General features: G+C 66.0%; 25 protein-coding genes. 5 read left to right on the plus strand and 20 right to left on the minus strand.

Annotation, left to right across the window (positions count from 1 at the left end):
* Positions 1 to 127: 127 nt before the first annotated feature.
* The 3 genes from AC1ME3_RS12140 to AC1ME3_RS12150 all read right to left on the minus strand — a co-directional run bounded on the left by AC1ME3_RS12140 (position 128) and on the right by AC1ME3_RS12150 (position 3,871).
* On the minus strand, positions 128 to 1,240 hold the full coding sequence (locus AC1ME3_RS12140) for a serine hydrolase (RefSeq protein WP_480953358.1): 1,113 nt from the start codon (positions 1,238 to 1,240) through the stop codon (positions 128 to 130).
* A gap of 118 nt (positions 1,241 to 1,358) precedes the next feature.
* A complete protein-coding gene (nadB, locus tag AC1ME3_RS12145; protein ID WP_426281300.1) occupies positions 1,359 to 2,936 on the minus strand; it encodes an L-aspartate oxidase in 1,578 nt (525 codons plus the stop codon).
* Positions 2,933 to 3,871, minus strand: coding sequence for an ABC transporter ATP-binding protein (locus tag AC1ME3_RS12150; protein WP_480953359.1), 939 nt, complete (start codon positions 3,869 to 3,871; stop codon positions 2,933 to 2,935). Before AC1ME3_RS12150 ends, nadB begins: the two co-directional genes overlap by 4 nt.
* Positions 3,872 to 4,150: 279 nt before the next feature.
* On the opposite strand from AC1ME3_RS12150, the gene AC1ME3_RS12155 reads away from it, so the two are divergent.
* Positions 4,151 to 4,384 carry a zinc-finger domain-containing protein gene (locus AC1ME3_RS12155; RefSeq protein WP_031393477.1) on the plus strand — a complete coding sequence of 78 codons (234 nt, stop codon included), beginning with the start codon at positions 4,151 to 4,153 and terminating at the stop codon, positions 4,382 to 4,384.
* A gap of 18 nt (positions 4,385 to 4,402) precedes the next feature.
* The gene (tldD, locus tag AC1ME3_RS12160) at positions 4,403 to 5,830 is read left to right on the plus strand and encodes a metalloprotease TldD (protein WP_133019330.1); all 1,428 of its coding nucleotides are present in this window, start codon (positions 4,403 to 4,405) and stop codon (positions 5,828 to 5,830) included.
* On the opposite strand, the gene AC1ME3_RS12165 is transcribed toward tldD, so the two are convergent.
* Positions 5,827 to 6,117, minus strand: coding sequence for a CcdB family protein (locus AC1ME3_RS12165; protein ID WP_480953360.1), 291 nt, complete (start codon positions 6,115 to 6,117; stop codon positions 5,827 to 5,829). The two genes, tldD and AC1ME3_RS12165, sit on opposite strands and share 4 nt — an antisense overlap.
* Complete coding sequence (locus tag AC1ME3_RS12170) at positions 6,118 to 6,363, minus strand: type II toxin-antitoxin system CcdA family antitoxin (RefSeq protein WP_060523794.1); 246 nt, start codon at positions 6,361 to 6,363, stop codon at positions 6,118 to 6,120.
* 49 nt (positions 6,364 to 6,412) lie between these two features.
* Between AC1ME3_RS12170 and AC1ME3_RS12175 the strand changes: the two genes are divergently transcribed.
* The gene (locus tag AC1ME3_RS12175; protein ID WP_480953361.1) at positions 6,413 to 6,973 is read left to right on the plus strand and encodes a pyridoxamine 5'-phosphate oxidase family protein; all 561 of its coding nucleotides are present in this window, start codon (positions 6,413 to 6,415) and stop codon (positions 6,971 to 6,973) included.
* Positions 6,970 to 7,167 (plus strand): putative signal transducing protein, encoded by a 198-nt coding sequence (locus tag AC1ME3_RS12180; protein WP_480953362.1) that lies wholly within the window; start codon positions 6,970 to 6,972, stop codon positions 7,165 to 7,167. The genes AC1ME3_RS12175 and AC1ME3_RS12180 overlap by 4 nt, the downstream gene beginning before the upstream one ends.
* 200 nt (positions 7,168 to 7,367) lie before the next feature.
* Here the strand turns inward: AC1ME3_RS12180 and AC1ME3_RS12185 are convergent, their stop codons facing one another.
* From AC1ME3_RS12185 to AC1ME3_RS12255, 15 genes are all read right to left on the minus strand, one after another.
* Positions 7,368 to 8,696 carry a PQQ-dependent sugar dehydrogenase gene (locus tag AC1ME3_RS12185; RefSeq protein ID WP_480953363.1) on the minus strand — a complete coding sequence of 443 codons (1,329 nt, stop codon included), beginning with the start codon at positions 8,694 to 8,696 and terminating at the stop codon, positions 7,368 to 7,370.
* 79 nt (positions 8,697 to 8,775) lie between these two features.
* A complete protein-coding gene (locus AC1ME3_RS12190; RefSeq protein WP_120299875.1) occupies positions 8,776 to 9,675 on the minus strand; it encodes a hemolysin family protein in 900 nt (299 codons plus the stop codon).
* Between the two features lie 8 nt (positions 9,676 to 9,683).
* Entirely contained in the window at positions 9,684 to 10,193 is a 510-nt protein-coding gene (gene ybeY / locus AC1ME3_RS12195; protein WP_480953364.1) for an rRNA maturation RNase YbeY, read from the minus strand.
* 9 nt (positions 10,194 to 10,202) lie between these two features.
* Positions 10,203 to 10,598 (minus strand): type II toxin-antitoxin system VapC family toxin, encoded by a 396-nt coding sequence (locus tag AC1ME3_RS12200; protein WP_480953365.1) that lies wholly within the window; start codon positions 10,596 to 10,598, stop codon positions 10,203 to 10,205.
* A complete protein-coding gene (locus AC1ME3_RS12205; RefSeq protein ID WP_480953366.1) occupies positions 10,595 to 10,849 on the minus strand; it encodes a type II toxin-antitoxin system VapB family antitoxin in 255 nt (84 codons plus the stop codon). The genes AC1ME3_RS12200 and AC1ME3_RS12205 overlap by 4 nt, the downstream gene beginning before the upstream one ends.
* Positions 10,850 to 10,899: 50 nt before the next feature.
* On the minus strand, positions 10,900 to 11,904 hold the full coding sequence (locus AC1ME3_RS12210) for a PhoH family protein (protein WP_480953367.1): 1,005 nt from the start codon (positions 11,902 to 11,904) through the stop codon (positions 10,900 to 10,902).
* A gap of 385 nt (positions 11,905 to 12,289) precedes the next feature.
* The gene (gene miaB / locus AC1ME3_RS12215) at positions 12,290 to 13,606 is read right to left on the minus strand and encodes a tRNA (N6-isopentenyl adenosine(37)-C2)-methylthiotransferase MiaB (RefSeq protein ID WP_480953368.1); all 1,317 of its coding nucleotides are present in this window, start codon (positions 13,604 to 13,606) and stop codon (positions 12,290 to 12,292) included.
* A 291-nt stretch (positions 13,607 to 13,897) separates the two neighbouring features.
* Complete coding sequence (locus AC1ME3_RS12220; protein ID WP_480953369.1) at positions 13,898 to 14,572, minus strand: lysophospholipid acyltransferase family protein; 675 nt, start codon at positions 14,570 to 14,572, stop codon at positions 13,898 to 13,900.
* 43 nt (positions 14,573 to 14,615) lie between these two features.
* Entirely contained in the window at positions 14,616 to 15,038 is a 423-nt protein-coding gene (locus AC1ME3_RS12225) for a Fur family transcriptional regulator (RefSeq protein ID WP_056047123.1), read from the minus strand.
* A 74-nt stretch (positions 15,039 to 15,112) separates the two neighbouring features.
* Complete coding sequence (locus AC1ME3_RS12230; RefSeq protein WP_480953370.1) at positions 15,113 to 15,604, minus strand: GNAT family N-acetyltransferase; 492 nt, start codon at positions 15,602 to 15,604, stop codon at positions 15,113 to 15,115.
* Positions 15,601 to 16,218 carry a tRNA (adenosine(37)-N6)-threonylcarbamoyltransferase complex dimerization subunit type 1 TsaB gene (gene tsaB, locus AC1ME3_RS12235; protein WP_480953371.1) on the minus strand — a complete coding sequence of 206 codons (618 nt, stop codon included), beginning with the start codon at positions 16,216 to 16,218 and terminating at the stop codon, positions 15,601 to 15,603. Before tsaB ends, AC1ME3_RS12230 begins: the two co-directional genes overlap by 4 nt.
* 114 nt (positions 16,219 to 16,332) lie before the next feature.
* Positions 16,333 to 16,926 (minus strand): malonic semialdehyde reductase, encoded by a 594-nt coding sequence (locus AC1ME3_RS12240; RefSeq protein WP_480953372.1) that lies wholly within the window; start codon positions 16,924 to 16,926, stop codon positions 16,333 to 16,335.
* Complete coding sequence (locus tag AC1ME3_RS12245) at positions 16,926 to 17,498, minus strand: NifU family protein (RefSeq protein WP_093398839.1); 573 nt, start codon at positions 17,496 to 17,498, stop codon at positions 16,926 to 16,928. The genes AC1ME3_RS12240 and AC1ME3_RS12245 overlap by 1 nt, the downstream gene beginning before the upstream one ends.
* Positions 17,499 to 17,649: 151 nt before the next feature.
* Complete coding sequence (locus AC1ME3_RS12250; RefSeq protein ID WP_480953373.1) at positions 17,650 to 18,675, minus strand: patatin-like phospholipase family protein; 1,026 nt, start codon at positions 18,673 to 18,675, stop codon at positions 17,650 to 17,652.
* A gap of 98 nt (positions 18,676 to 18,773) precedes the next feature.
* Positions 18,774 to 19,661, minus strand: coding sequence for an aspartyl/asparaginyl beta-hydroxylase domain-containing protein (locus AC1ME3_RS12255; protein ID WP_480953374.1), 888 nt, complete (start codon positions 19,659 to 19,661; stop codon positions 18,774 to 18,776).
* Between the two features lie 147 nt (positions 19,662 to 19,808).
* On the opposite strand from AC1ME3_RS12255, the gene AC1ME3_RS12260 reads away from it, so the two are divergent.
* Positions 19,809 to 22,712 carry a M16 family metallopeptidase gene (locus AC1ME3_RS12260; RefSeq protein ID WP_480953375.1) on the plus strand — a complete coding sequence of 968 codons (2,904 nt, stop codon included), beginning with the start codon at positions 19,809 to 19,811 and terminating at the stop codon, positions 22,710 to 22,712.
* Positions 22,713 to 22,808: the final 96 nt, after the last annotated feature.

Here is a 22,808-nt window from a genome sequence, read left to right on the forward strand (position 1 = left end):
GCTGGACAGCCCGCGCGGTCCCAAAGGTTACGATAAAGTCACACCAAGACGGTGTTCGAGGCTGCGTCCGAGTAGCGCACGGGCACCCGGTCTCGGCCACCCCATGCTGCACTGCAGCATGGGGGGGTTAGCCTCTTGGGCGCGTGGTGCCCGCATAGTTGGCCACCGCCGCCGCAGCTGCCTGGATCAATTTCTGGCGTTCGGGCATCGGCCGGATAGTGTCGCCGATCATCACTGCGATTCCATAACGACGTCCATCCGGGGCGGTGAGGAGGCCGACGTCGTTGAAGCCGGCGTTGCGGCGGCCGAGGTCCTGGCCGGTGCCGGTCTTGTGCGCGATCTCCCAGCCGCCGGGGAGTGCGGCGCGCAGGCGAGCGCGGCCGGTTACCGAGCGGCCCATCGTGTCTAGGAGGATCTTGGTCGAGGTCTCCGACAACAGGTCGCCCTTCGCCAGCCGGGCAATCGCATCGGCGATCGCGATCGGCGCGGCACCGTCGGGCGGATTGCGCACGTACGCGTTCAGCGCAGCCTCCCGCACCGCGGGCGACAGCCGGTTGCGTGCCGTCATGAAGCCACCATTGACCGCGTAGGACGGCTGCCAGACGAGCCCCGCCGTGCCGCTCTGCAACAGCCGCTCGCCCGGCCCGAACCGGATCGCACCGAGTTGTTTGCGCGCGATCATCGACCGCACCGCGGATGGCCCACCGACACGCGTGAGCAACCGGTCGTTCGCGGTATTGTCGCTGTGCGTCAGCGCGCGCGTCAGCAATTCGCCGACCGTCGTCCGATAGCCGTCGCCCTTCACCAGCATCGCGATCGGCTGGTGGAACAGCGTCAGGTCCTGCGGCCGCACGACGATCGGCTCGTCGAGGCGGATCTTGCCTTGGTCGCGCAGGTCCATCACGGTCATCGCGACCCAGAGCTTGCTGACCGATTGCTGCGGCAGCAACTGGCGGCCGCCAGCCTCGACCGTCCAGCCATCGTCGACCGCGCGTATCGCGATACCCGCCTTGCCCTGGAACCCGCTCTGCAGTTCGGAGATCGCGTTGACGAGACCGGCGGGCGCGGGGCGCGGCGTACGGGGCAGGGGCGGCGGCACCGGGATCGACACGAACCCCTCTTCCTGATGCACGGGCGTGACTGCCGGCGGGGTCGGCCGCGATGCCGAACCGCATCCGGCGAGCGCTGCGCCAAAAAGCGTGGTCGCCAGAAGGCGCTGGAATGCACTCGCCGATGTCATGATGGATTGAACGCCCTGCACTGAAGCATCGATCCTTATCCGTTGATCGGCCACGCGTAACTGCGGCGGCACGTCGCTGCGACGAAGTGCGCCGACGATGCGCCGAGCCGCCGCCACGCTATGGAACGAGAACCGTGTCGACCGCCTCGGGCAGCGTCTCGGGGTAGTCGAGCGTGAAGTGCAGCCCGCGGCTCTCGTGCCGGTGCAGTGCGGATCGGACGATCAGCTCGGCGGTCTGGAGGAGGTTGCGCAGCTCGATCAGGTCGGGCGTGACGCGGAAATGTTGATAATATTCGGCGACCTCGTCGTTGAGCAATTCGATGCGGTGCTTGGCGCGTTCGAGCCGTTTGGTGGTGCGGACGATGCCGACGTAATTCCACATGAAGCGGCGGATCTCGGTCCAGGTCTGCTTGATCACGACCTCTTCGTCCGAGTCGGTAACGCGGCTTTCGTCCCAGGGGCGGATCGGCGGGGGCGGGGGCAGTGAGTCCCACGCGGCTGCGATGCTGTCCGCCGCCGCTTCGCCGAACACGAAGCATTCGAGCAGCGAATTGGACGCGAGCCGGTTGGCGCCGTGCAGGCCCGACTCGGTGCATTCGCCCGCGGCATACAAGCCGGGCAGATCGGTCTTGCCGTGTTCGTCGATGACGATGCCGCCGCACGTGTAATGTTGCGCGGGGACGACCGGGATCGGCTGCGTCGTCATGTCGATGCCGAGGCCGAGCAGCTTCTCGTGAATGTTGGGGAAGTGATGGCGGATGAACTCGGCCGGCATGTGGCTGATGTCGAGATGGACGTAGTCGAGTCCGTAGCGCTTGATCTCGGCATCGATCGCGCGCGCGACGATATCGCGGGGCGCGAGCTCCATCCGCGCAGGGTCGTAATAGGTCATGAAGCGCTTGCCGGTCGACGGGTTGATCAACCGCCCGCCTTCGCCGCGGACCGCCTCGGTAATCAGGAAGTTCTTGACCTCCAGATTGTAGAGGCAGGTCGGGTGGAACTGCATCATCTCCATGTTGGAGACGCGCGCGCCCGCGCGCCACGCCATCGCGATGCCGTCGCCGGTCGCGCCGCGGGGGGCGGTCGAGAAGAGATAGGTGCGTCCCGCGCCGCCGGTCGCGAGGATCGTCGCGCGGGCGGTGTAAAGGGCGACGCGCTCGGTCTTGCGGTCGACTGCGTAGACGCCCCAGACGTTGCCGGATCCCGAATAGCGTTCCTCGTGACGGCCGGTGGCGAGGTCGATCGCGATCTGGTCGGGCACCAGCGTAATGTTCGGGTGTGCTTCGGCGGCCTTCTGCAACGCCTCCTGCACCGCCCAGCCGGTCGCGTCCGCGACGTGGACGATGCGGCGATGCGAGTGGCCGCCCTCGCGAGTCAGGTGCAGCGCGTTGCCCTCGGTCTCGAACGGCACGCCGAGATGCGTGAGGCGCTCGATCGCGGCGGGGGCTCCCTCGACGACCATCTCGACGATCGCGCGGTCGTTGAGGCCAGCGCCGGCGACCATCGTGTCCTCCACATGGTTCTCGAACGTGTCGCCGGGTTCGAGCACCGCGGCGATCCCGCCCTGCGCCCAGGCGGTCGAGCCTTCGTTGAGCGCACCCTTGGCTAACACCGTGACCTTGAAGCGATCGGCGAGGTTGAGCGCCGCGGTTAGACCTGCGGCGCCCGAGCCGACGATCAGGATGTCGCTCGTCATGCGTTGGCGGCGCGGGTCAGGCTGAGGAAGACGTCCTCGAGATCGGGTTCCTTGGTCGAGACGTCGACGATGCCGAAGCCGCTGCCTTGGATCGCGGCGAGGACTTCGCCGGCGTTCACGCGGTCCTTCTTGTAGGTGATCTCCAGCGTGCGGTTGCCCTTGAGCGCGATCTTCTGGAAGCAGGCGTTGGCGGGGATATCGGTCACGTCGCGGTCGACGGTGACCGCGACGATCTTCTCCTGCGCCTTGCCGACGAGTTCGCGCGTCGGTTCGTTCGCGATCAGGCGGCCGTTGTTGATGATCGCGATCCGGTCGCAGAGTTCTTCGGCTTCCTCGAGGTAATGCGTGGTGAGGACGACCGTGACGCCGGCCTGGTTGAGGCTGCGGACATAGGTCCAGAGCTGCTGTCGTAGCTCGATATCGACGCCCGCGGTCGGCTCGTCGAGGACGAGGACGGGGGGCGAGTGGACCATCGCTTTCGCCACCATCAGGCGGCGCTTCATTCCGCCGGACAGCGTGCGAGCGTAAGCGTGCGCCTTTTCCTCGAGATGGACCGCACGGAGCAGTTCCATCGTGCGGCGCTTTGCCTTGGGGACGCCGTAGAGGCCGGCCTGGATTTCGAGCGTCTCGAACGGCGAGAAGAACGGGTCGAACAGGATTTCCTGGTTGACGATCCCGATCGACGCCTTGGCGTTGCGCGGGTGCTCGTCGATGTCGAACCCCCAGATCGCGGCGCTGCCGTCGGTCTTGTTGACCAGCCCTGCGAGGATGTTGATCAGCGTCGACTTGCCCGCACCGTTGGGGCCCAGCAGCCCGAAGATCTGGCCGCGTGGGACGTCGAACGTCACATCGTCGAGCGCGCGTTTGGGCGGCGCGGTGCCGACGGGCGCGTAGGTCTTGCTGAGGTTTTTGATGGCGATCGCAGCTTCGGTCATGGCTGCGGCATAGCGGGGGCCGCAAGGCGGGTCATCCCCTGATGCTGCAAGAAGATGTGTTCACGCGAAGGCGCAAAGGCGCGAAGGATGCGGCGCGCAGACGATCGGTCGGCAGACAAAACGAACTGCGCCGCCATAGGCGATTGAAAAGTCGCCGTGCGACAAGCGCAACATCTTCGCGCCTTTGCGCCTTCGCGTGAACCATCCTCTGTCGCAGGGCAACGGACGCGGGTAGAAGAACCAATTGCCCGGCTCGCGCGCGCTTGCTATCGCGCCCTGATGCATCCGCCGCTCGAAACCACCCGCGTCACCCACGCCCGCGTCGCCTGCGATGGCGCCACCGACATCCCCGGCGGCGCAGCGCTTGGCCATCCGCGCGTCTGGTTGCAGATCGACGAGACCGGCTATGTCGATTGCGGCTATTGCGATCGTCGCTTCATCCTGGTCGGCGGTGCCGCCGATGGCGCGGACCAGTCGACTTTGCGCGATCACGGGGATGGCGCAGGGCGCTAAGCCTCTTATATCTATCGGATGACGATAGCAGCAGACCCCCGTTCGTTCCTCTACCGCGATACCCTGGACCCCGAACAGGCGCAGGCGCTGACAGCCAAGGCGCTCGGCAAGGCCGATGACGGCGAGCTGTATCTCCAGTACCGCAAGGCCGAGGCGTTCGGGTTCGATGACGGCCGGCTGAAGACCGCCTCCTACGATACGAGCTCGGGGTTCGGCCTGCGCGCCGTCTCGGGCGAGATGACCGCGTTCGCGCATTCGAACGAGATGACCCCCGCCGCGATCCGTCGCGCCGCCGAGACGATGGCGCTGATCGAGCCCGGCGTGGCCGCGAAGGCCGGTCCGCCGCAGGGCACCAACCAGCGCCGCTACACCGCCGCTGATCCGCTCGACCTGGTCCCGTTCGCTGACAAGGTGAACTTGTGTCAGACGATCGACGCCGCAGCGCGGGCTCGCGATCCTCGTGTCGCCCAGGTATCGGTGAGCCTCTCGGGGACGTGGTCGGTCGTCGAGATCGTCCGGGCGGACGGCTTTGTCGCGACCGATGTCCGGCCGCTGGTCCGGCTCAACGTGTCGATCGTCGCCGAACAGAACGGCCGCCGCGAGACGGGCAGTTACGGGATCGGCGGTCGCTATCTCTACACCGACCTGTTCGAGCCGGCGACGTACAACCGCGCGATCGACGAGGCGCTGTCGCAGGCGCTGGTCAACCTCGACTCGATCGCGGCTCCTGCGGGCGAGATGACGGTGTTGCTCGGCAATGGCTGGCCCGGCATTCTGCTGCACGAGGCGATCGGCCACGGCCTCGAAGGCGATTTCAACCGTAAAGGCACGTCGGCCTTCTCGGGTCGCATCGGCGAGCGCGTTGCGGCCGAGGGCGTGACGGTGGTCGACGATGGCTCGCTCCAGGATCGCCGCGGCTCGCTGACGATCGACGACGAGGGCACGCCGACTCGCGAGACCGTGCTGATCGAGGACGGCATCCTCAAGGGCTATATGCAGGATCGCCTCAACGCGCGGCTGATGGGCGTTGAGGCGACCGGCAACGGTCGTCGCGAAAGCTACGCGCACGCACCGATGCCGCGGATGACCAACACCTTTATGAAGGCGGGCAACGACGATCCCGCGGAGCTTCTGTCGCGCGTGAAGAAGGGCATCTTCGCCAAGGCGTTCGGCGGCGGGCAGGTCGATATCGTGTCTGGCAAATTCGTGTTCAGCTGCACCGAGGCCTATCTGATCGAGGACGGCAAGCTCGGTGCCCCGATCAAGGGCGCGACGCTGATCGGCGATGGTCCGAGCTCGCTGACCAAGGTCCGCGGGATCGGCAACGACTTCGCGCTCGACGAGGGCATCGGGATTTGCGGCAAGGGCGGGCAGTCGGTGCCGGCCGGCGTCGGGCAGCCGACATTGCTGGTGGATGGGCTTACGGTCGGTGGAACGGCGGCTTAAAACCCGGAGATCAACATATCGAGCGCGCCCTTGATCTCGAACTGTGCTGCGTCGAGTGTCGTGACGGTATTTTCGATATCGCGGACATCGATCGCGCGCGCTAGCGGCGTGATCATGGTCAGTGCTGCGCCGTCGATAACGAAGTTCGGCGTCAGCCTCTTGAGTGTGACGGTGTCGGTCGGGCGAAGCGGCACCACGAAGCGGGTTGGCAAATCAGCCAGAAGATCAGACTGGCAATCGATCACCAGCACGTTGCCGCGAACGCGGTAGACGTCGAACTGTGCCATTCAGAGCGACCGCAAATGGGCGAGCGGATCGCCGTTCTTTTCGTACCAGTGGTTCCAGCCCTCAATCGCCTCGCGATTTTCTTCCTTCCAGCGCCGCTCCTGTTCGACTTTCGTTGCGTGCCTGATAGCGTGTTCGCTGATCTGGGAGAGGTTGAGCCCTGCCTCCCGTGCCGCCGCTACGATGCCGGTATCGAGCGACATATTGACCGATTTGCGCTTGCCGGTTGCGACGGGATCATGTTTCATGGGCATAGAATATGCGCGTCAATGATGCGCGTCAATTCGGAGCCGAACGATGGACTTCTTCCCCGCGCTCACCGACGATCATCGCGCGTTCGTTGCCCGGCAGCCGGTATTCTTCGTCGCGACGGCCGCGGAAGGCGCGCGGATCAATCTCAGTCCCAAGGGCATGGACAGCTTTCGCGTACTCGATCCGAAGACGGTCGCGTATCTCGACGTCGGTGGGTCGGGGAACGAGACGAACGCGCATCTGGGCGCGGATGGTCGCATCACGATCATGTTCTGCGCGTTCGACCAGCCCGCGCAGATCTTCCGCATTTACGGCAGGGGGCGTGCGGTGTTGCCGCAGGACGACGGCTGGGCTGACTTGTATGCGCAGTTCACGCCGTTGCCCGGCACGCGGCAGATCTTCGTGATTTCGGTCGACGAGGTGCAGACGAGTTGCGGGTGGGCCGTGCCGTTCATGACGCTCGAGCGCGAACGGCAGACCTTGTCGAAATATCACGCCAGGCAAACCGAGGCGGAACGGATCGAGGAACTGGCCGGGCCGACCGAGAGCATCGACGGGTTGCCGGTTCGACTTGGCACCGTCCTGCCGGACCGCGCCGGGGCATGAGCCTGGTCGAACTCGGGCGCTATGGCCGCAACGAGGCGCATATCATCGTCGGTCGGCTGGAGAGCGAAGGCATTCCGGCGGTGGCGTTCGACACCGGGATGTCGATCATGGAGGGGAGCTGGCTGCTGATCCCGGTCCGCGTGATGGTCGACGAGGATGATCTCGACGAGGCTCGGGGGATTTTGGCGGGGTGAGAGGGTGCGTTAGGCGCTGACAGAAGCCGCCTAAGCCCCCGGATCGTCATTCCCGCGCAGGCGGGAACCCATACTGGCAATGCTCGCGAGTCGATCGATAGCCCTTGAGCATATGGGTCCCCGCCTCCGCGGGATGACGACAAGTAGGGATCGTACGCCTTTTGTATAGATGGCGGGGCCCTCGACGCCCTCCGCCGAGATCAGCCCCCCGCGCTGACCCGCCAGATCGCGTCGCCGACGTCGTCCGCGATCAGCAGTCCGCCGGTCTTGTCGGTGATGACGCCGACCGGGCGGCCCTGCGCGTCGCCGTCCTTGTTCAGGAACCCGCCGAGCACATCGACCGGCTTCGCGTTTGCCGCCGGGAAGCCGGTGTCGCCGAAGGGCACGTAGACGACCTTGTAGCCCGACACCGGCTTGCGGTTCCACGAGCCGTGCTCGCCGACGAACGCGCCGTTGGCGAACTTCGCACCGAGCTTAGCATCCGCGGAGAAGGTCAGGCCGAGCGCAGCGACGTGGGGTCCAAGTGCGTAGTCGGGACGCTTGGCATATTGCTGGAGCGCGGGGTTCTTCGGCTCGACACGGGTGTCGGGATAGCCACCCCAATAATACCAGGGCCAGCCGAAGTTGTCGCCGAACTCGACCTGCGTCAGGTAGTCGGGAGCAAGGTCCGAACCGAGCATGTCGCGCTCGTTGACGACGGTCCACAGGCCCCCCGACTTGGGGTTGATCGCCATGCCGTTGGGATTGCGCAGACCGGCCGCGTAGATCCGCCAGTTCTTGTCCTTCGGCCAGACCTGCAGGATGTTGGCGCGGTATTTCTCGGCATCCATGCCGTTCTCGGCGATGTTGGTCGAGGAGCCGACGCCGACGTACAGCGTCTTGCCGTCGGCTGCGGCGATGACGTTGCGTGCCCAGTGATTGCCGCCGGGGTTAAGCTTGATGACGAGCTCGGGCTTGGCGGTAATCTTGGTCGCGCCATCGGTGTACGGCACGCGGACGAGTGCATCAGTGTTGCCGATGTAGAGCTGGCCGTCGAGCAGCGTCATGCCGAACGGCGAGTTGAGACCGGTCATGAACACCGACTTGGTCTCAGCCACGCCGTCGCCGTTCGCGTCGCGCAGCAGCGTGATGCGGTTGGCGGACGGCGTGCCTGCGCCCGCGCGACCCATCAGTACCTTCATCACCCAGCCGGTAATCCCGCCGCCCTCGCGCGGGGGCGAGTTCGTCTCGGCGACCAGCACGTCGCCATTGGGGAGGCGGTACATCCAGCGTGGGTGGTCGAGCCCGGTCGCGAACGGCTGGACCTTCAGCCCGGCAGCAGGCGTCGGCATCGCGCCGTTCTGCCAGCCGACGACCTTGGCGACCTTGACGGTCGGGATCGTCTGGATGCGGGGATCGGTGATCTTGGGCAGCTTGCCCGCGACTTGGTCGACCGATAGTTCCGCCGTGTCGGGCCAGGCGAGATAGGTGACGCCCGCGGCGATCACCAGCAGGATCAGCCCAAGGACGATGAGGATGTGTTTGCGCATGGGGGGAAGTTAGAACGGAGGCAGGGCCGGGGCAATGGATCATGGGCAAAAGGCTCGTCGATCCATTGCAGAGGCTGTGTCAGTCGTCGTCCTCGACCGGCACCACCGGCGGATGCAGGCGCAATCGGTTGATCCGCCGCTCGTCGGCGTCGATAATCTCCAGCTTCCAACCGCTCGGATGATCGACGCATTCGCCGATCTGCGGGACATGCCCGGCCAGGAGCGCCGCCAAGCCGCCCAGCGTGTCGATATCGCCGTCGACTTCCGCCAGCCGTGGATCGATGAGTTCTGCGGCGTCCTCGAGTTCTGCGCGCGCGTCGGCATCCCAGGCGCCGCCTTCGATCGGCGTCATCAGGACTTGAGGCGCCTCATCATGCTCATCCTCGACCTCGCCGACGATCTCCTCGATCAGGTCCTCGAACGTCACCAGACCCTCGGTGCCGGAGTATTCATCGAGCACGATTGTCAGATGGACGTGCTTCTGCCGCATGTCGGCGAGCAGATCGAGCGCACCGCGCGACATCGGCGCGTAGAGCGGTTCGCGAATCAGGCCGGCGATCGACGTCGGATGCTCGGCACCCGTTGCGAGGATGTTGAAGACGTCCTTGATGTGGACCATGCCGATGATCGTATCGAGGTTGTCGCGGTACACCGGTAGCCGGCTATGGCCCGCTTCGGCGAACAGCTTGACGAGATCGGCGAACGGGGTGTCCTCCTCGACCGCGATGATGTCCGCGCGCGGCACGCCGACGTCGCCCGCGTCACGCTCGCTGAAGTGAAGCAGGTTGCGAACCATCTGGCGTTCGAGCGGCGTCAGGTCGCCCTTCGCATCGGGGGCGGGATCGCCCTCGTGCCGGTCGATCGCGTCCTCGAGCTGATCGCGAAGGGATTCGTCTTGAGCACCGAAGATCAGGCCCTTGAGCCCGCGCCAGATACTGTCGCTACTATCGCCGTTACCGGCATTGGGGCCATCGGCCATCGTGGTCGTCAGTCCTCTGTTATCAAGTAAGGGTCGTGGAGGCCCAAGGCGGCGAGCGCGTCGCGTTCGATCTGCTCCATGCCCTCGGCCTCGTCGTCGTCGATATGGTCATAGCCTAGCAGATGCAGCGTGCCGTGCACCATCAGATGCATCGCATGATCCTCGACCGAGATGCCGCGCTCGGCCGCTTCCGCGACGCAGACGCCGTGCGCGAGGATGATGTCGCCGAGGAGGACTTCGCCATCGTCCGAATTTTGACTGACCGTGGCGAGCAGATCGGGCTGGACCATCGGGAAGGACAGGACGTTGGTCGGCTTGTCCTTCTGGCGGTATTGCTTGTTGAGCGTGTGGACCTCCTCGTCGGAGGCGAGGCGGATCGAAATCTCGACGGTCGCGGCGCTGGTCAGCAGTTCGCCGTGCGGGGTCCGCTGGATCGCTGCCGTTGCCGCACGGAAAGCGAGGGCGTCCCAATCCTGCTCTGGCCAGGGGGCGTCGGAAGAGAGCGCGATTTCGAGCATGCAGGTCCTTCAGGCGAGATCGGTCAGGGCGAAATCATTACCCTTGTAGAGAAGTTCCGCGCCATGGGTTTTCGCGCAGGCATAGGCGAAGCAATCGCCCATGTTCAGCTTCGCGGGGTGGCGGCCCTTGCCGTAGCGTTCATGGGTGGCAATGGCAGAGCGAGCTTCTGCCGCACCGATCGGCACGAGCCGAACTGCGAAGTCAGCGACGAACTTTTCGATCTCCGCCCGTGCAGTTGCAGTTGGGACCAAACGTTTCCGTGCGATGGCACGCGTTGCTTCCCAAAGCGATATCGCTGAACACAAGACCTCCTCGGCGCTACCGAACCGCTTCTCCAACGCGAAAGCCTCGGGTTCGTTGGTCATGATCGCGACCATCGCGGATGCGTCGAGGAACGCGATCAATCGTCGTCTTCGTCGTTGAGCGAGTCGTAGAATGCCTTGTCGGCCTCAAGTCCCGTCGATTCACCGAGCGGATGAGCCGCCCGCCATGCTCTCATGCGATCGTGGATGCTCCCATACTTTTCAGCTTCCAGCGCACGCTTTCGATGGAGCAAGGCATCGTGGACCGCAGCAGTCTTGCTGGTGCCAAGCAATGAAGCGACCTCCCGTGCGAGGTCCGCGGTATCTGTGTTCTTTATGTATAGAGATGCCATCGCCTGTCTCCAAGGATATCCCGAAGATATACTCCGGGATATCCTGAGCATCAACCATCGGTTCCTTCATACGCCTCGACGACGCGGCCGACGATCGGGTGGCGGACGACGTCGCCGACGGTGAAGCGGCACATCGAGATGCTCTGGACGCCCTCGAGCCGCCGGACTGCATCCGCCAAGCCGGACGCCGCGACGCCGCCGGGGATGTCGACCTGCTTCGGATCGCCGCAGATCACCATCCGGCTGTTCTGACCAAAACGGGTGAGGAACATCTTCATCTGCGCGGGCGTGGTGTTCTGCGCTTCGTCGAGAATGACGAACGCGTCGGCCAATGTGCGGCCGCGCATGAAGGCAATCGGCGCGACCTCGATCTCGCCAGATGCGATGCGGCGTTCGACCTGCTCGGCGGGGAGGCAGTCGTAGAGCGCATCGTAGAGCGGGCGGAGGTACGGATCGACCTTCTCCTTCATGTCGCCGGGCAGGAAGCCGAGGCGTTCGCCGGCCTCGACCGCAGGGCGCGACAGGATCAGCCGCTGGACGCTGCCGTTGATGAGCTGCTGCACTGCCTGTGCGACCGCTACATAAGTCTTGCCCGTACCTGCCGGCCCGAGCGCGAAGATCATGTCGTTGTTGGCGAGCTCGCGCATGTAGTGCGCCTGCGCCGGCGTCCGCGGGACGATCGTCTTCTTCCGCGTGCGGATCATGATCGGCGGGGCACCGCCGCCACCGGCATCGGCGCGGATGATGCCCTCGAGAACGGGTTCGTCCGCCATCGCGATCGACGCGTCGACCAGGCCAGCGTCGACGTCTTCGCCGCGCTGGATGCGGGCGTAGAGATCGTGGAGCACGTCGCGGGCTTTCGCGACCTGTTCGGCGGTGCCCTCCAGGCCGATCTTGTTCCCGCGAGCGGTGATGTAGACGCCGAGGCGATTTTCGAGCGCTACCAGGTTCTGGTCGTACTGGCCGAAGAGCCGGACGAGCAATTGGGGCTTGTCGAACAGCAGCTCGACTCGGGCGCGGTCACCGGACTGGGCGGGAACGGGTTTACGGCTCATACGGTCCTTTCAGAGTGTCAAAGGTTACGCCTAGAAGCGTCGAACCGTAACCTTTGAAAGGAAGATGAGCATCGCGGGCGACGCGTTCAAGCCGCGCCGGAGCACTGGCCGAGAGATGGTTCGAGTCGCGTGGGCGAAGCTGCATCGGAGGCGAGTGTGGCAGGCGATCGGGGTGTAGGACAGCGAAATCGCGGGGGGTGGTTTTCGCGAGCCGCGCGTATCGTTCCAACGCCTCAGGGACGCCGTTGCGATCCTCCCCCGCAAGGGGGAGGTGTCGCCGCAGGCGACGGAGGGGGAGGACACGCAACTGCGGTTATCGCGCCCTCCCCCTCCGTCAGGCAAGTGCCTGCCACCTCCCCCTGGCGGGGGAGGATCAGAAGGGAGATCAGGCGGCTTCGGCGATCCGTTCGATGCCGGTGAGGGAGTTGGGGCCGGCGGCGGCGAGGGTTACTTCGACCAGGTCGCCGATCGCGTGGTTGCCGATCAGGTGGACCGATTGCAGCCAGGGAGACTTGCCGATCAGCTGGCCGGGGAGTTTTCCCGCGCGTTCGAGCAGGACAGAACAGGTGCGGCCGACGGTGGCGGCGTTGAAGGCGTGCTGGTCGCGGTTGAGCGCGACCTGGAGGCGCTGGAGGCGTTCGTCCATGACCGATTCCGGGACCTGTTCGACGATCGACGCCGCGGGGGTGCCGGGGCGGGGGCTGTATTTGAAGCTGTACGCCTGTGCGTAGCCGACCGCGTCGACGAGGCTCAGCGTGTCCTCGAACTCGGCATCGGTCTCGCCGGGGAAGCCGACGATGAAGTCGCCCGAGAGTGCGATGTCGGGGCGGACTGCGCGGACGCGGTCGAGGAGACGGAGGTAGGAGTCGCGGGTGTGGCTGCGGTTCATTGCCTTGAGGACGCGATCACTGCCGGCCTGCACAGGCAAATGGAGGAACGGCATCAGGCTCTCGATGTCGCGGTGCGCGTCGATCAGGCCTTGCGTCATGTCGTTAGGGTGACTGGTGGTGTAGCGGATACGCGCGAGGCCCGGAATGCGGTCGAGGTCGCGGATCAGGTCGTGAAGGCCACGCTCGTTTTCCGACCATGCGTTGACGTTCTGGCCGAGCAGCGTGATCTCGCGCGCGCCGGCGTCGACCAGCGCTTTTGCTTCGTTGACGATCGCGGCGAACGGGCGGCTGATCTCTGCACCACGCGTGTAGGGGACGACGCAGTAGGTGCAGAACTTGTCGCACCCTTCCTGCACGGTGAGGAACGCCGAGGGGGCGACCTTCCGCCGGGCGGGGAGCGCGCCGAACTTCGACAGCAGCGGCATGTCGGTGTCGAGCGAGGGCGTGCCGGCGGCGGCCTTCGCAACGAGATCGGGGAGGTTGTGATAGGCTTGCGGGCCGACGACGATGTCGACCTTGGCGCGGGTGAAAATCTCTTCGCCCTCGGCTTGTGCGACGCAGCCGGCGACGGCGATCATCGGCGTCTTGCCGGACTTGCGGCGCTGGTCCTTCCGCAGGCGGCCGATGTCCGAATAAACCTTTTCGGTGGCGCGTTCGCGGATGTGGCAGGTGTTGAGGACGACGACGTCTGCGTCGACCGCGTCGGCTTGCGTGAGGCCCTGGGCGGCCATCAGTTCGGCCATGCGCTCGCCGTCGTAGACGTTCATCTGGCAGCCGAAGGATTTGACGTGGAAGGTTTTGGGGGGAGACATGCGGAGGCCCTACCAAATTTGTGCGCGTGGGGGGAGGGGGCGTTGCTCCTGCCTGTCACGAAGCCAACCCTGGAAAGTGCCACCACCCCGGCGGAGGCCGGGGCCCAGTTGGGGGACGTCGCTAACTGAGCTCTGCGCCTCGTTACTGCGACCTTTCCAACTGGGCCCCGGCCTTCGCCGGGGTGGTGGCTGAGATTGGGGATAGGTGGGAGCTTCCCTCCCTTGTTCTCCCGCGAAGGCGGGAGTCCAGTCTGGGCCCCCGCCTTCGCGGGGGAACATTCTTTGTTCGGGCTACAGCGCTTCCATGCGGCGGCGGGCTTCGGCGGCGATGGCTTTGCGGTCGCCATAGTCTGCGGGGGCGAACGGTTCGGCGAACTTCAGTGTCGCAACGAATGTGCCCCGGCGCTTAAGCACGCGGGCGGCGTGGTGTTGGCCGGGCTCGTCGCCGACCCAAGCGAGTTCGTCGGTGGCTGCGCCGTAATCGATGCGGACCGGTTGGACCTTCACACCGGGCGGGGGCGGATCGAGCGCGGCTAGCAACGCGGCCTTGAAGGGTAGGAGCGTGGTGCCGTCTCCCGTAGTGCCTTCGGGGAAGAGGGTTACGGGCCAGTCGGCCGCCAACGCGTCGCGGATCTGGGCGATCTGGGCGGTCACCGCCATGCGGTCCGCACGCGAGACGAAGACGGTGTGGTTGAGCGTGCACAGCCAGCCGACCAGCGGGGCGCTGCGGAGTTCGGATTTCGCGACGAACGCAGTGCCGGTCGCGCCGGACAGGAGGAGGATGTCGATCCAGCTCAGATGGTTCGAGACGAAGACGACGTCATGGCGAAGCGGGGAACCGGCGACATGCGCCTTGGCGCCGACGATCCGCGCGACCAACCCGAGAAAGCGCGGCGGCCATGGCGACTTCCGCCCGAACAGCCGCCACGTCCCGTGCACCGCCAGCGCGAGAATCAGCGCTAGCAACAGCGCCGCCAACCGCGCGCCAAGGCGGATCCGGCCGATCGCGTCAGTCCTTGCGGGTGAGCGCGACGCCGTAGAGTTCCATGCGGTGATCGACCAGGCGGAAGCCGAGTTTCTCCGCGATCGCCTTCTGCAACTGCTCGAGTTCGGGATCGACGAATTCGATCACCTTGCCGCTCTCGACGTCGATCAGGTGATCGTGATGCGCTTCCGGGGCTGGCTCGTAACGCGCGCGGCCGTCGCCGAAATCGTGGCGGTCGAGGATGCCGGCTTCCTCGAACAGGCGGACCGTGCGGTACACCGTCGCGATCGAGATGCCGGGGTCGATCTGCGACGCGCGCTCGTAGACCTTCTCGACGTCGGGATGGTCGTCCGCCTCGGACAGCACGCGAGCGATGACGCGGCGCTGCTCGGTAATGCGCAGGCCCTTCTCGTTGCAGAGTGCTTCCAGATCGATCTTGCGCGGCATGTGTCGTTCCCTCGTTGAGTGCCATGTAGGGCCTCCGCGCTGTTGCGAAAAGGGATAGTGACTCGCAATAAGCCTTAACTGTTGATATCTTTCGAATATGTATGTGCGTCATACGCGACGCCGGTCTTGCCGCGGTAATAGGCGCGGCGTTCGCCGACCTTTGTAAAGCCGTGCGCGTCGTACATCTTGACCGCGTCGTTGCCGGCGCGGACTTCGAGATGGAGCCTGGCGATGCTACCGACCGAGCAATCGGCGATCGCCGCGCGGATCAGCGCGGTGCCGACGCCGCGGCGGCGATAGTCTGGCGCGACCGCGATCAGCAAGAGTTCGGCTTCGTCGGCGACCGACCGGGTCATCGTGAAACCGGCGGGGAAATCGTCGACGAAAGCGATCGTCAGGTGGACGCCGGTCAGTGCTAGCACGCCGAGGCACTGGCTGCGCGTCCATGCCTCGCCGTAGCGCGGGTCGAACGCCTCGGTCATCAGCGCGTCGACGATCGCGAGATCGCGCGCGTCGCCGGTGCGGAGCGTGACGGTGCGCGTGGCGGCCTGGCGCGTGGCCATCATTTCGGGACCGACGGTTTGGCGTCGGGCGCGCGGCCGTAGATCGGGCTTGGCGCGAGCGCTGTCAGTTCTGATGGGAGGAGGATCGCGGAAGCGGCGTCGGGAAGCGTTTCGGTGAGGTCCAAGCCGTCGTCGAGTGCGGCGAGCCAGCGGATGCCGTTGCCGACTGCGCGCCGTCCTGCCAGCGCGGCGAGCGCGGCGTCGGGCTTCAGCGATACCATGTCGGATCGCGGCGACAGATCGGCGGAGAACGCTTGCATGAAGACCTCGCCATGCCCGCCTTCCATGATCACCGCAATATCGTCGGTTAAGCGGTCGGCGAAACCAGCGGCGGCGATGAGCGGGAGCGAGGAGAAGCCGGCGATTTTCGCGCCCCAGCCGAGCGCGAGGCCACGCGCGGCGGCGATTCCGACGCGGACGCCGGTGAAGCTGCCGGGGCCGCAATCGACGATGATGCGGCCGGCGCGGCCGCCTTCCGGCAGCTCTGCGATCATCGGAATGAGGCGCTCGGCATGGCCTCGGCCGACGACTTCGTGCGTGCGGGCGATGACGGCGCCGTGTTCGAGGAGGGCGACCGAGCAGGCGGTGGTGGATGTTTCGATAACTAAAGTGCGCACGTCTTATTCCCTCTCCCCCTCGGGGAGAGGGCTAGGGTGAGGGGCAGCCAAGCAGTGCGTCGCCTGGAACAGCCCCTCACCCAACCCTCTCCCCGAGGGGGAGAGGGCTACTTATCAAGCGATCGTGTTGAACTTCGCGAAGTCGGGACGGGGCGAGCGGGCGTAGATCGTCGCGGGATCGCCGTGGCCGAGCGTCGAGATGAAGTTGGTCCGCACCGCGGGCGTGTCGTGGAAGAACGCCGCATCGACCTTGCCCGCGTCGAAGCCCGACATCGGCCCGGTATCGAGCCCGAGCATCCGCGCGGCGATGATGAAATACGCGCCCTGCAACGTCGAATTGCGGAACGCCGACGCCTCGCGCAGTTCGGCGTTGCCGTCGAACCACGACTTCGCATCGGCGTGCGGGAACAGCTCGGGCAGGTGTTCGTGGAAATTCGTGTCCATGCCGATGATCACCGACACGGGGGCTTTCAGGATCTTCGGCTGGTTCTGCGCGCTGCAGGCGTCGGCGAGCTTCTGCTTGACTTCGTCGCTGGTGACCCAGATCAGGCGCGCGGGGAGCTGGTTCGCGGAGGTCGGGCCCCACTTCATCAGGTCCCAGATCGCGTGCAGCTCGGCCTCAGCGACCGGCTGATCGGTGTAGCCATTGTAGCTGCGGGCATCGCGGAAGACCGCGTCGAGGACGGTATCGTCGAGTTTCTGCCGCATCAGACGGCCCTCACTTCGGTGACTTCGGGGACGTAGTATTTCAGCAGCTGCTCGATGCCGTTCTTGAGCGTGGCGCTCGACGACGGGCAGCCGGCGCAGGCGCCCTGGAGCTGGAGGAACACCTTGCCCTTGTCGAAGCCGCGATAGACGATGTCGCCGCCGTCGTTCGCTACCGCAGGCCGCACGCGCGTGTCGATCAATTCGCGGATTTGCGCGACGATGTCGGCATCGGCCGGATCATCCGACAGTGCCGGCTCGTCGGACGGCACCGAGAAGCCGGCGCGCGCGGGCTTGAACAGCGGCATCGCGGCGGAGAAGTGATCGAGCAGGATCGCGAGCACGTCGGGCTTGAGGTCCGACCAGGCAGTGCCGGGCGCGGCGGTGACCGAGACGAAATCACGGCCGAAGAACACGCCGGTGACGTCGCCAAGGCCAAAGATCGCGTCGGCGAGCGAGCTTACTTCCGCTTCTTCAGGCGTGGCGAAGTCGCGCGTGCCGGCTTCCATGACGGTGCGTCCCGGCAGGAACTTCAGCGTCGACGGGTTGGGAGTGGATTCCGTTTCGATGAGCATGAGGGGCATGTGGCCCGAAGGGGGCGGGGGATCAAGCGCGGAACGGGAAACGGTTTCTTTCGAGGGGTGAGGGCATTCCGGCTAACGCGTTCGCGCCGGTACCGCGCGCTGGCTGTCGGGCAACGCGACACGTGTAAATTGCGTCGTGGGCTTACGCCGCGAGCGGCAGCGGCGGACCTGACTGCTTGGTCCGTAACTTGTCGGCCCAGCGGGTGAGCACGGCATCGTTGGCGGCGATCCAGGCCTCGGCCAGCGTGGTGAGGGCGGCGAGATACGCGGCACTCGAATTGTCTAGTCCGCCATCACCTGAGGGCAACGCGAAATCGGCGCGGTCATATGCGGCGATGTCCAGCCGCCGGGCCTGATAGGAGATCGTACTGGAACCGGCCTGCATTAGGATCGAGAAGATCGGCACGCCCCGGAACGGGTTCACCCAGCCCAGGAACGACCAGTTCCGCGCAGAGGGATAGGGGCGATCGGACCGGCCCGTACCCAGCGACAGGATCTCGATGTCGCCGAGATGCCAGCCGAGCTTGCGCCCCTCGATGATGGCCGCGATCGTCGGATCATTGGCGAACACGCCGCCATCGACCATCAGCAGATCCGGCTCCAATTTGGTGGGATCGTCGATCGCGGCCGGCTTGAAGAACGTCGGGGCCGCCGATGTCGCGCGCGCGGCGATATGCAGCGGGAAAACCCGCTCGGGAATGCCGGGCTTGCGGTTATAGTCGGGGCCGCCGGCCATGAACACCGCCTTGCGCGCCAGCAGGTCATACGCCGGAATGACGATGTTCGTCAGCGCATCGCGCGTCGTCACGCGTGTGCCGATCCGCGCCGCCAGGATCCGTTCGAGCGGCCGGGCGCTATAGGGCCAGCCCGGTACGCGCAGGGGGATGCCGAAGATGTGCGGGAATATCCGCTTGCTCTCGTTACGGTACAGATCGACGAGGTCGTTCGCAGTGCAGGCGGCCCGTTTCGGATCCACCTCGCTGGGTGCGGTGAGGCCGGCGGCGATGATTCCACCGGTCGACGTACCGGCGATCAGATCGAAACAGTCGTGCAGCGGCCGGCCGATCCGACGCTCCAGCTCGGCGAGGATCAGCGCGGGGATCAGCCCGCGCGTCCCGCCGCCATCGATCGTCAGGATGTATCTCGGTCTCGCACGATCACTGTCCACGGCGCCCTCTCCCACTGCTGGCCTGAGCGTATCAGTAGACGACCACAACGACGTCCGGAGATCGGTCCGGATCGGTGCAACCTCTCACGCGGGATCGCTCAGACGTCGAGCTGCTTCACCGCGGCGTTCCAGCTCCCGATGTTGCGGACCGCGTCCTGGACGAAGGCGGAGCGGCGGACGACGCCGAGGAACAGGTCGGCGATCCACTTGCCGGGATTGCGCAAGGGGCGTTCGAACTGGATCAGCAACACGACTCGGGTGCCGCTGGTGTCGTTCCAGACCTCGTGCTGATAGGTGTCGTCGAACACGAGCGTCTCGCCTTCCGCCCAGCGGACGGTACGGTCGTGGACGCGCATGCGGACGTCGCCGTCTCGCGGGACGATCAGGCCGAGGTGGCAGGTGATGAGGCCCTTGGTCACGCCGCGATGCTCGGGGATGTGGGTGCCCGGCGCGAGGATCGAGAAGAACGCGCTGTTGAGGCCGGGAATGCGCGCGACGGCTGCTGCCGTGTGCGGGCAGCGCGCGAGGCTTTCCTCGATCGGGTAGCCGTAGCCGTAGAGGAAGAACGAACGCCATTTGTCGACCTCGGCGATCGAGCGGTGATCGGGCGAGATCGTCGCGAGGCTGGGCGACGCTTCGCCTTGCAGCGCGACGCGGACGGCCTCGTCGCGGATCGCGGCCCAGTTCTCTCGCAGGCCCGCGGTCCAGGCGAAGTCGCGGACGTCGAGCACCGGATCGTTGGCGACCAGCGAGGACGAGGCGATCATGCGGTCGAACACGCCGCGCAAATGCTTGCCGACGCGGATGATCAGCGGGCGGTTGGCCTCGGCGACCATCGGCGCGCCGGGTTTGGGTGCGCCCGAGATCACGTTCAGATCGGGCACGCGGGCGCCGCGGCGTACTGCCGGTTCGCCCGAATCCCGCCACAATGAACACTGCCCCAGTTCGTGGCCCAGTTCGTGCCCCAGTTCGGCTTCGACCGTCATCTCTACCCTGTATCCAGGCGCGCGACGGCGCCGATCCCCTTGTTCGGACACGATATACCGGCAGTGTTGGACGAAATGATGGCACCGCGCGCCCGGTGCCGAGGCAGGGCACTGGCGAGCGACGCCCGCGACCGCTACAGGTGAACCATGGTGTCCTTTTCGCGCTTGTACCGCGCTCCCGTCCTCCTCCCCGTCATCCTCGGCGTCGCCATTCCGGCGAGCGGCCAGATGGCGACGCAGCAGGCCGTATCCACCCCCACGAAGGAAGCGCCGACGCTTCCCGAGCTGCCGGGAATCGATACGACCGCGTGGCTCTACAAGGGCAGCGATCTCACGCGGGATCCCGAGTGGAAGTTCGGCACGTTGCCCAACGGCATGCGGTTTGCGGTGCGCAAGAACGGCGTGCCACCGGGCCAGGTGTCGGTGCGCGTGCGGATCGACGCGGGCTCGCTGAACGAGACCGACAGCGAGCGGGGCTTCGCGCATTTTATCGAGCATCTGTCGTTCCGCGGCTCGGAATATGTGCCGGACGGTGAGGCCAAGCGCGTGTGGCAGCGGTTCGGGGCAACCTTCGGGTCTGATACCAATGCGCAGACGACGCCGACTTCGACCACCTTCAAGCTCGATCTTCCGTCGGCGACCGAGTCCGGCCTGGACGAGAGCCTGAAGATCATGTCGGGGATGATGGAGAAGCCGGTCATTACCGATGCCTCCGTGACCGCCGAGCGTCCGGTCGTGCTGGCCGAACAGCGCGAGCAGCCCGGGCCGCAGGTGCGGTTCGGCGATGCGATCCGCGCGACGTTCTTCGCCGGGCAGCCGCTCGCGGATCGTTCGCCGATCGGCAATATCAAGACGCTCGAGGCGGCGACTGGTGCTACGGTAAAGGCGTTCCATGATCGCTGGTATCGGCCGGAGAACACCGTCGTCATCATCTCGGGCGACATGGATCCGGCGCTGTTCGGGCGGTTGATCGTCAAGAACTTCGCGGACTGGAAGGGCATCGGGCCGTTCGTGCCGGCGCCGAGCTTCGGCAAGCCCGATCCGAAGGCGCCGGTCTCCGCGACGATCGCCGAGCCGGCTATTCCCGCGGTGGTGACGCTCGGCGTGGTGCGGCCCTGGGAGTATAAGGACGACACCGCGATCATGAACCAGCGGCGCGAGGTCGACGTGCTGGCGACACGCCTGATCAGCCGGCGGCTCGAGACGCGCGCGCGGGCGGGCGGCAGCTTCCTCCAGGCAGGCGTGTCGATCGACGACGTGTCGCGCTCGGCGAACCTGACCAGCGTCAACATCGTGCCGATCGGGACCGACTGGGAAGCGGCGTTGAAGGACGTGCGCGCGGTGATCGCCGACGCGCAGACCAACGCGCCGAGCCAGGCCGAAGTCGACCGCGAATATGCCGATTTCGACACGATCATGCGGACCAGCGTCGAGACGGCGAAGGTCGAGGCGGGGTCGAAGCAGGCGGACGACATGGTCAGCGCGCTCGATATTCGCGAGACGGTGGCCGGGCCGGAGACATCGTACAAGATTTTGCAAGACGCCAAGGCGAAGGGCATGTTCACGCCCGCCACGTTGCTCGCGTCGAGCAAGGCGATCTTCGAAGGCACGACGCGCGCTCTCGTGAACACGCAGACACCCGATGCGGGTGCTGCGGCCAAGCTGGCGACTGCGTTGAAGGCCGATGTTTCGGGTCTTGCGGGCAAGCGTCGTGCGCAGGCTGCGGTCGATTTCTCGAAGCTGCCGTCGCTCGGCAAGCCGGGCGTCGTCGCCAGTCGTGAGAAGATCACCGCTTTCGACATGGAGCAGGTGAACTTCGCCAACGGAACGCGCGTGCTGCTGTTCCCGAACGCGGGCGAGACTGGGCGCGTGTATGTACGCGTGCGGTTCGGTGGTGGGTATACCGCGATCCCGTCGAACCGGCCGACGCCGGCCTGGGCGGGTGATCTCGCTCTGGTCGCGGGCGGCATCGGCAAGCTCGACCAGGGCGATCTCGACCAGCTGACGGCGGGGCGTCGGATCGGGCTGGACTTCGGGATCGACGACGATGCGTTCACGCTGAGCGCGATCACGTCGCCGGCGGATTATGCCGATCAGTTGCGGCTGATGGCGGCGAAACTCGCGTTCCCGGCCTGGGATCCGGCGCCAGTGGCGCGTGCTCGGGTTGCGGCGCTGGCGGGGTTTGCGGGGTATGATTCGTCGCCGGACGGTGTGTTGTCGCGTGATCTCGAAGGCTTGCTGCGGGCGGGCGATCCGCGCTGGGGTACGCCGTCGAAGCCGACCGTCGAGGCGCTGAATGCAAAGGACTTCCGCGCATTCTGGGAGCCGATCCTGAAGACCGGGCCGGTCGAGGTCTCGATCTTCGGCGACGTGAAGACCGAGGATGCGATCGCCGCGGTGGCGAAGTCGTTCGGGGCGATGAAGCCGCGGACGGCGGTGTCGACGGTCGGGGCGCCGGTCGGCTTCCCCGCGCACAACGCGACGCCGGTGATGCGTGCGCATACCGGGCCTGAGAACCAGGCGGCGGCGGTAATCGCATGGCCGACGGGTGGCGGGATCGACAACATCGTCGAGGCGCGGCGTCTGGATGTGCTGGCGCAGGTGTTCAGTGATCGCTTGTTCGAGCGGCTTCGGCAGGCGGCGGGCGCGAGCTACAGCCCGAACGTGTCGAGCCAGTGGCCGGTGGGCATGACCACCGGCGGGCGGATGGTCGCGATCGGGCAGGTGGCGCCGGACAAGGTGTCGTTCTTCTTCCAGATCGCGCGACAGATCGCGGCGGAACTGGTGTCGACGCCGATCGCGGCGGACGAGCTGGACCGGATCAAGAAGCCGATGGGGCAGTATATCCTGCGCGCCTCGACCGGGAACCAGTTCTGGTTGCAGCAGCTTGGCGGCGCGACGTTCGATCCGCGGCGGATCGCGGCGACGCAGCGGATCGCTTCGGACTTGGTGGCTACCACGCCGGTGGAGTTGCAGGCGACGGCCGCGAAGTATCTGCGGCCGGAGAAGGACTGGACGATGGCCGTGGTGCCGGCTGCGGCGAAGAAGTGACCGCCTAGTCCCTCTGCCTTCAGGGGAGAGGGAGGGAGGAGCCGCTTGGCGACGGAAGGGTGAGGGGCTTTGGCGGAGGCGTTGCGAGCCTCACGC

This window comes from Sphingomonas sp. BL2, assembly GCF_056680015.1.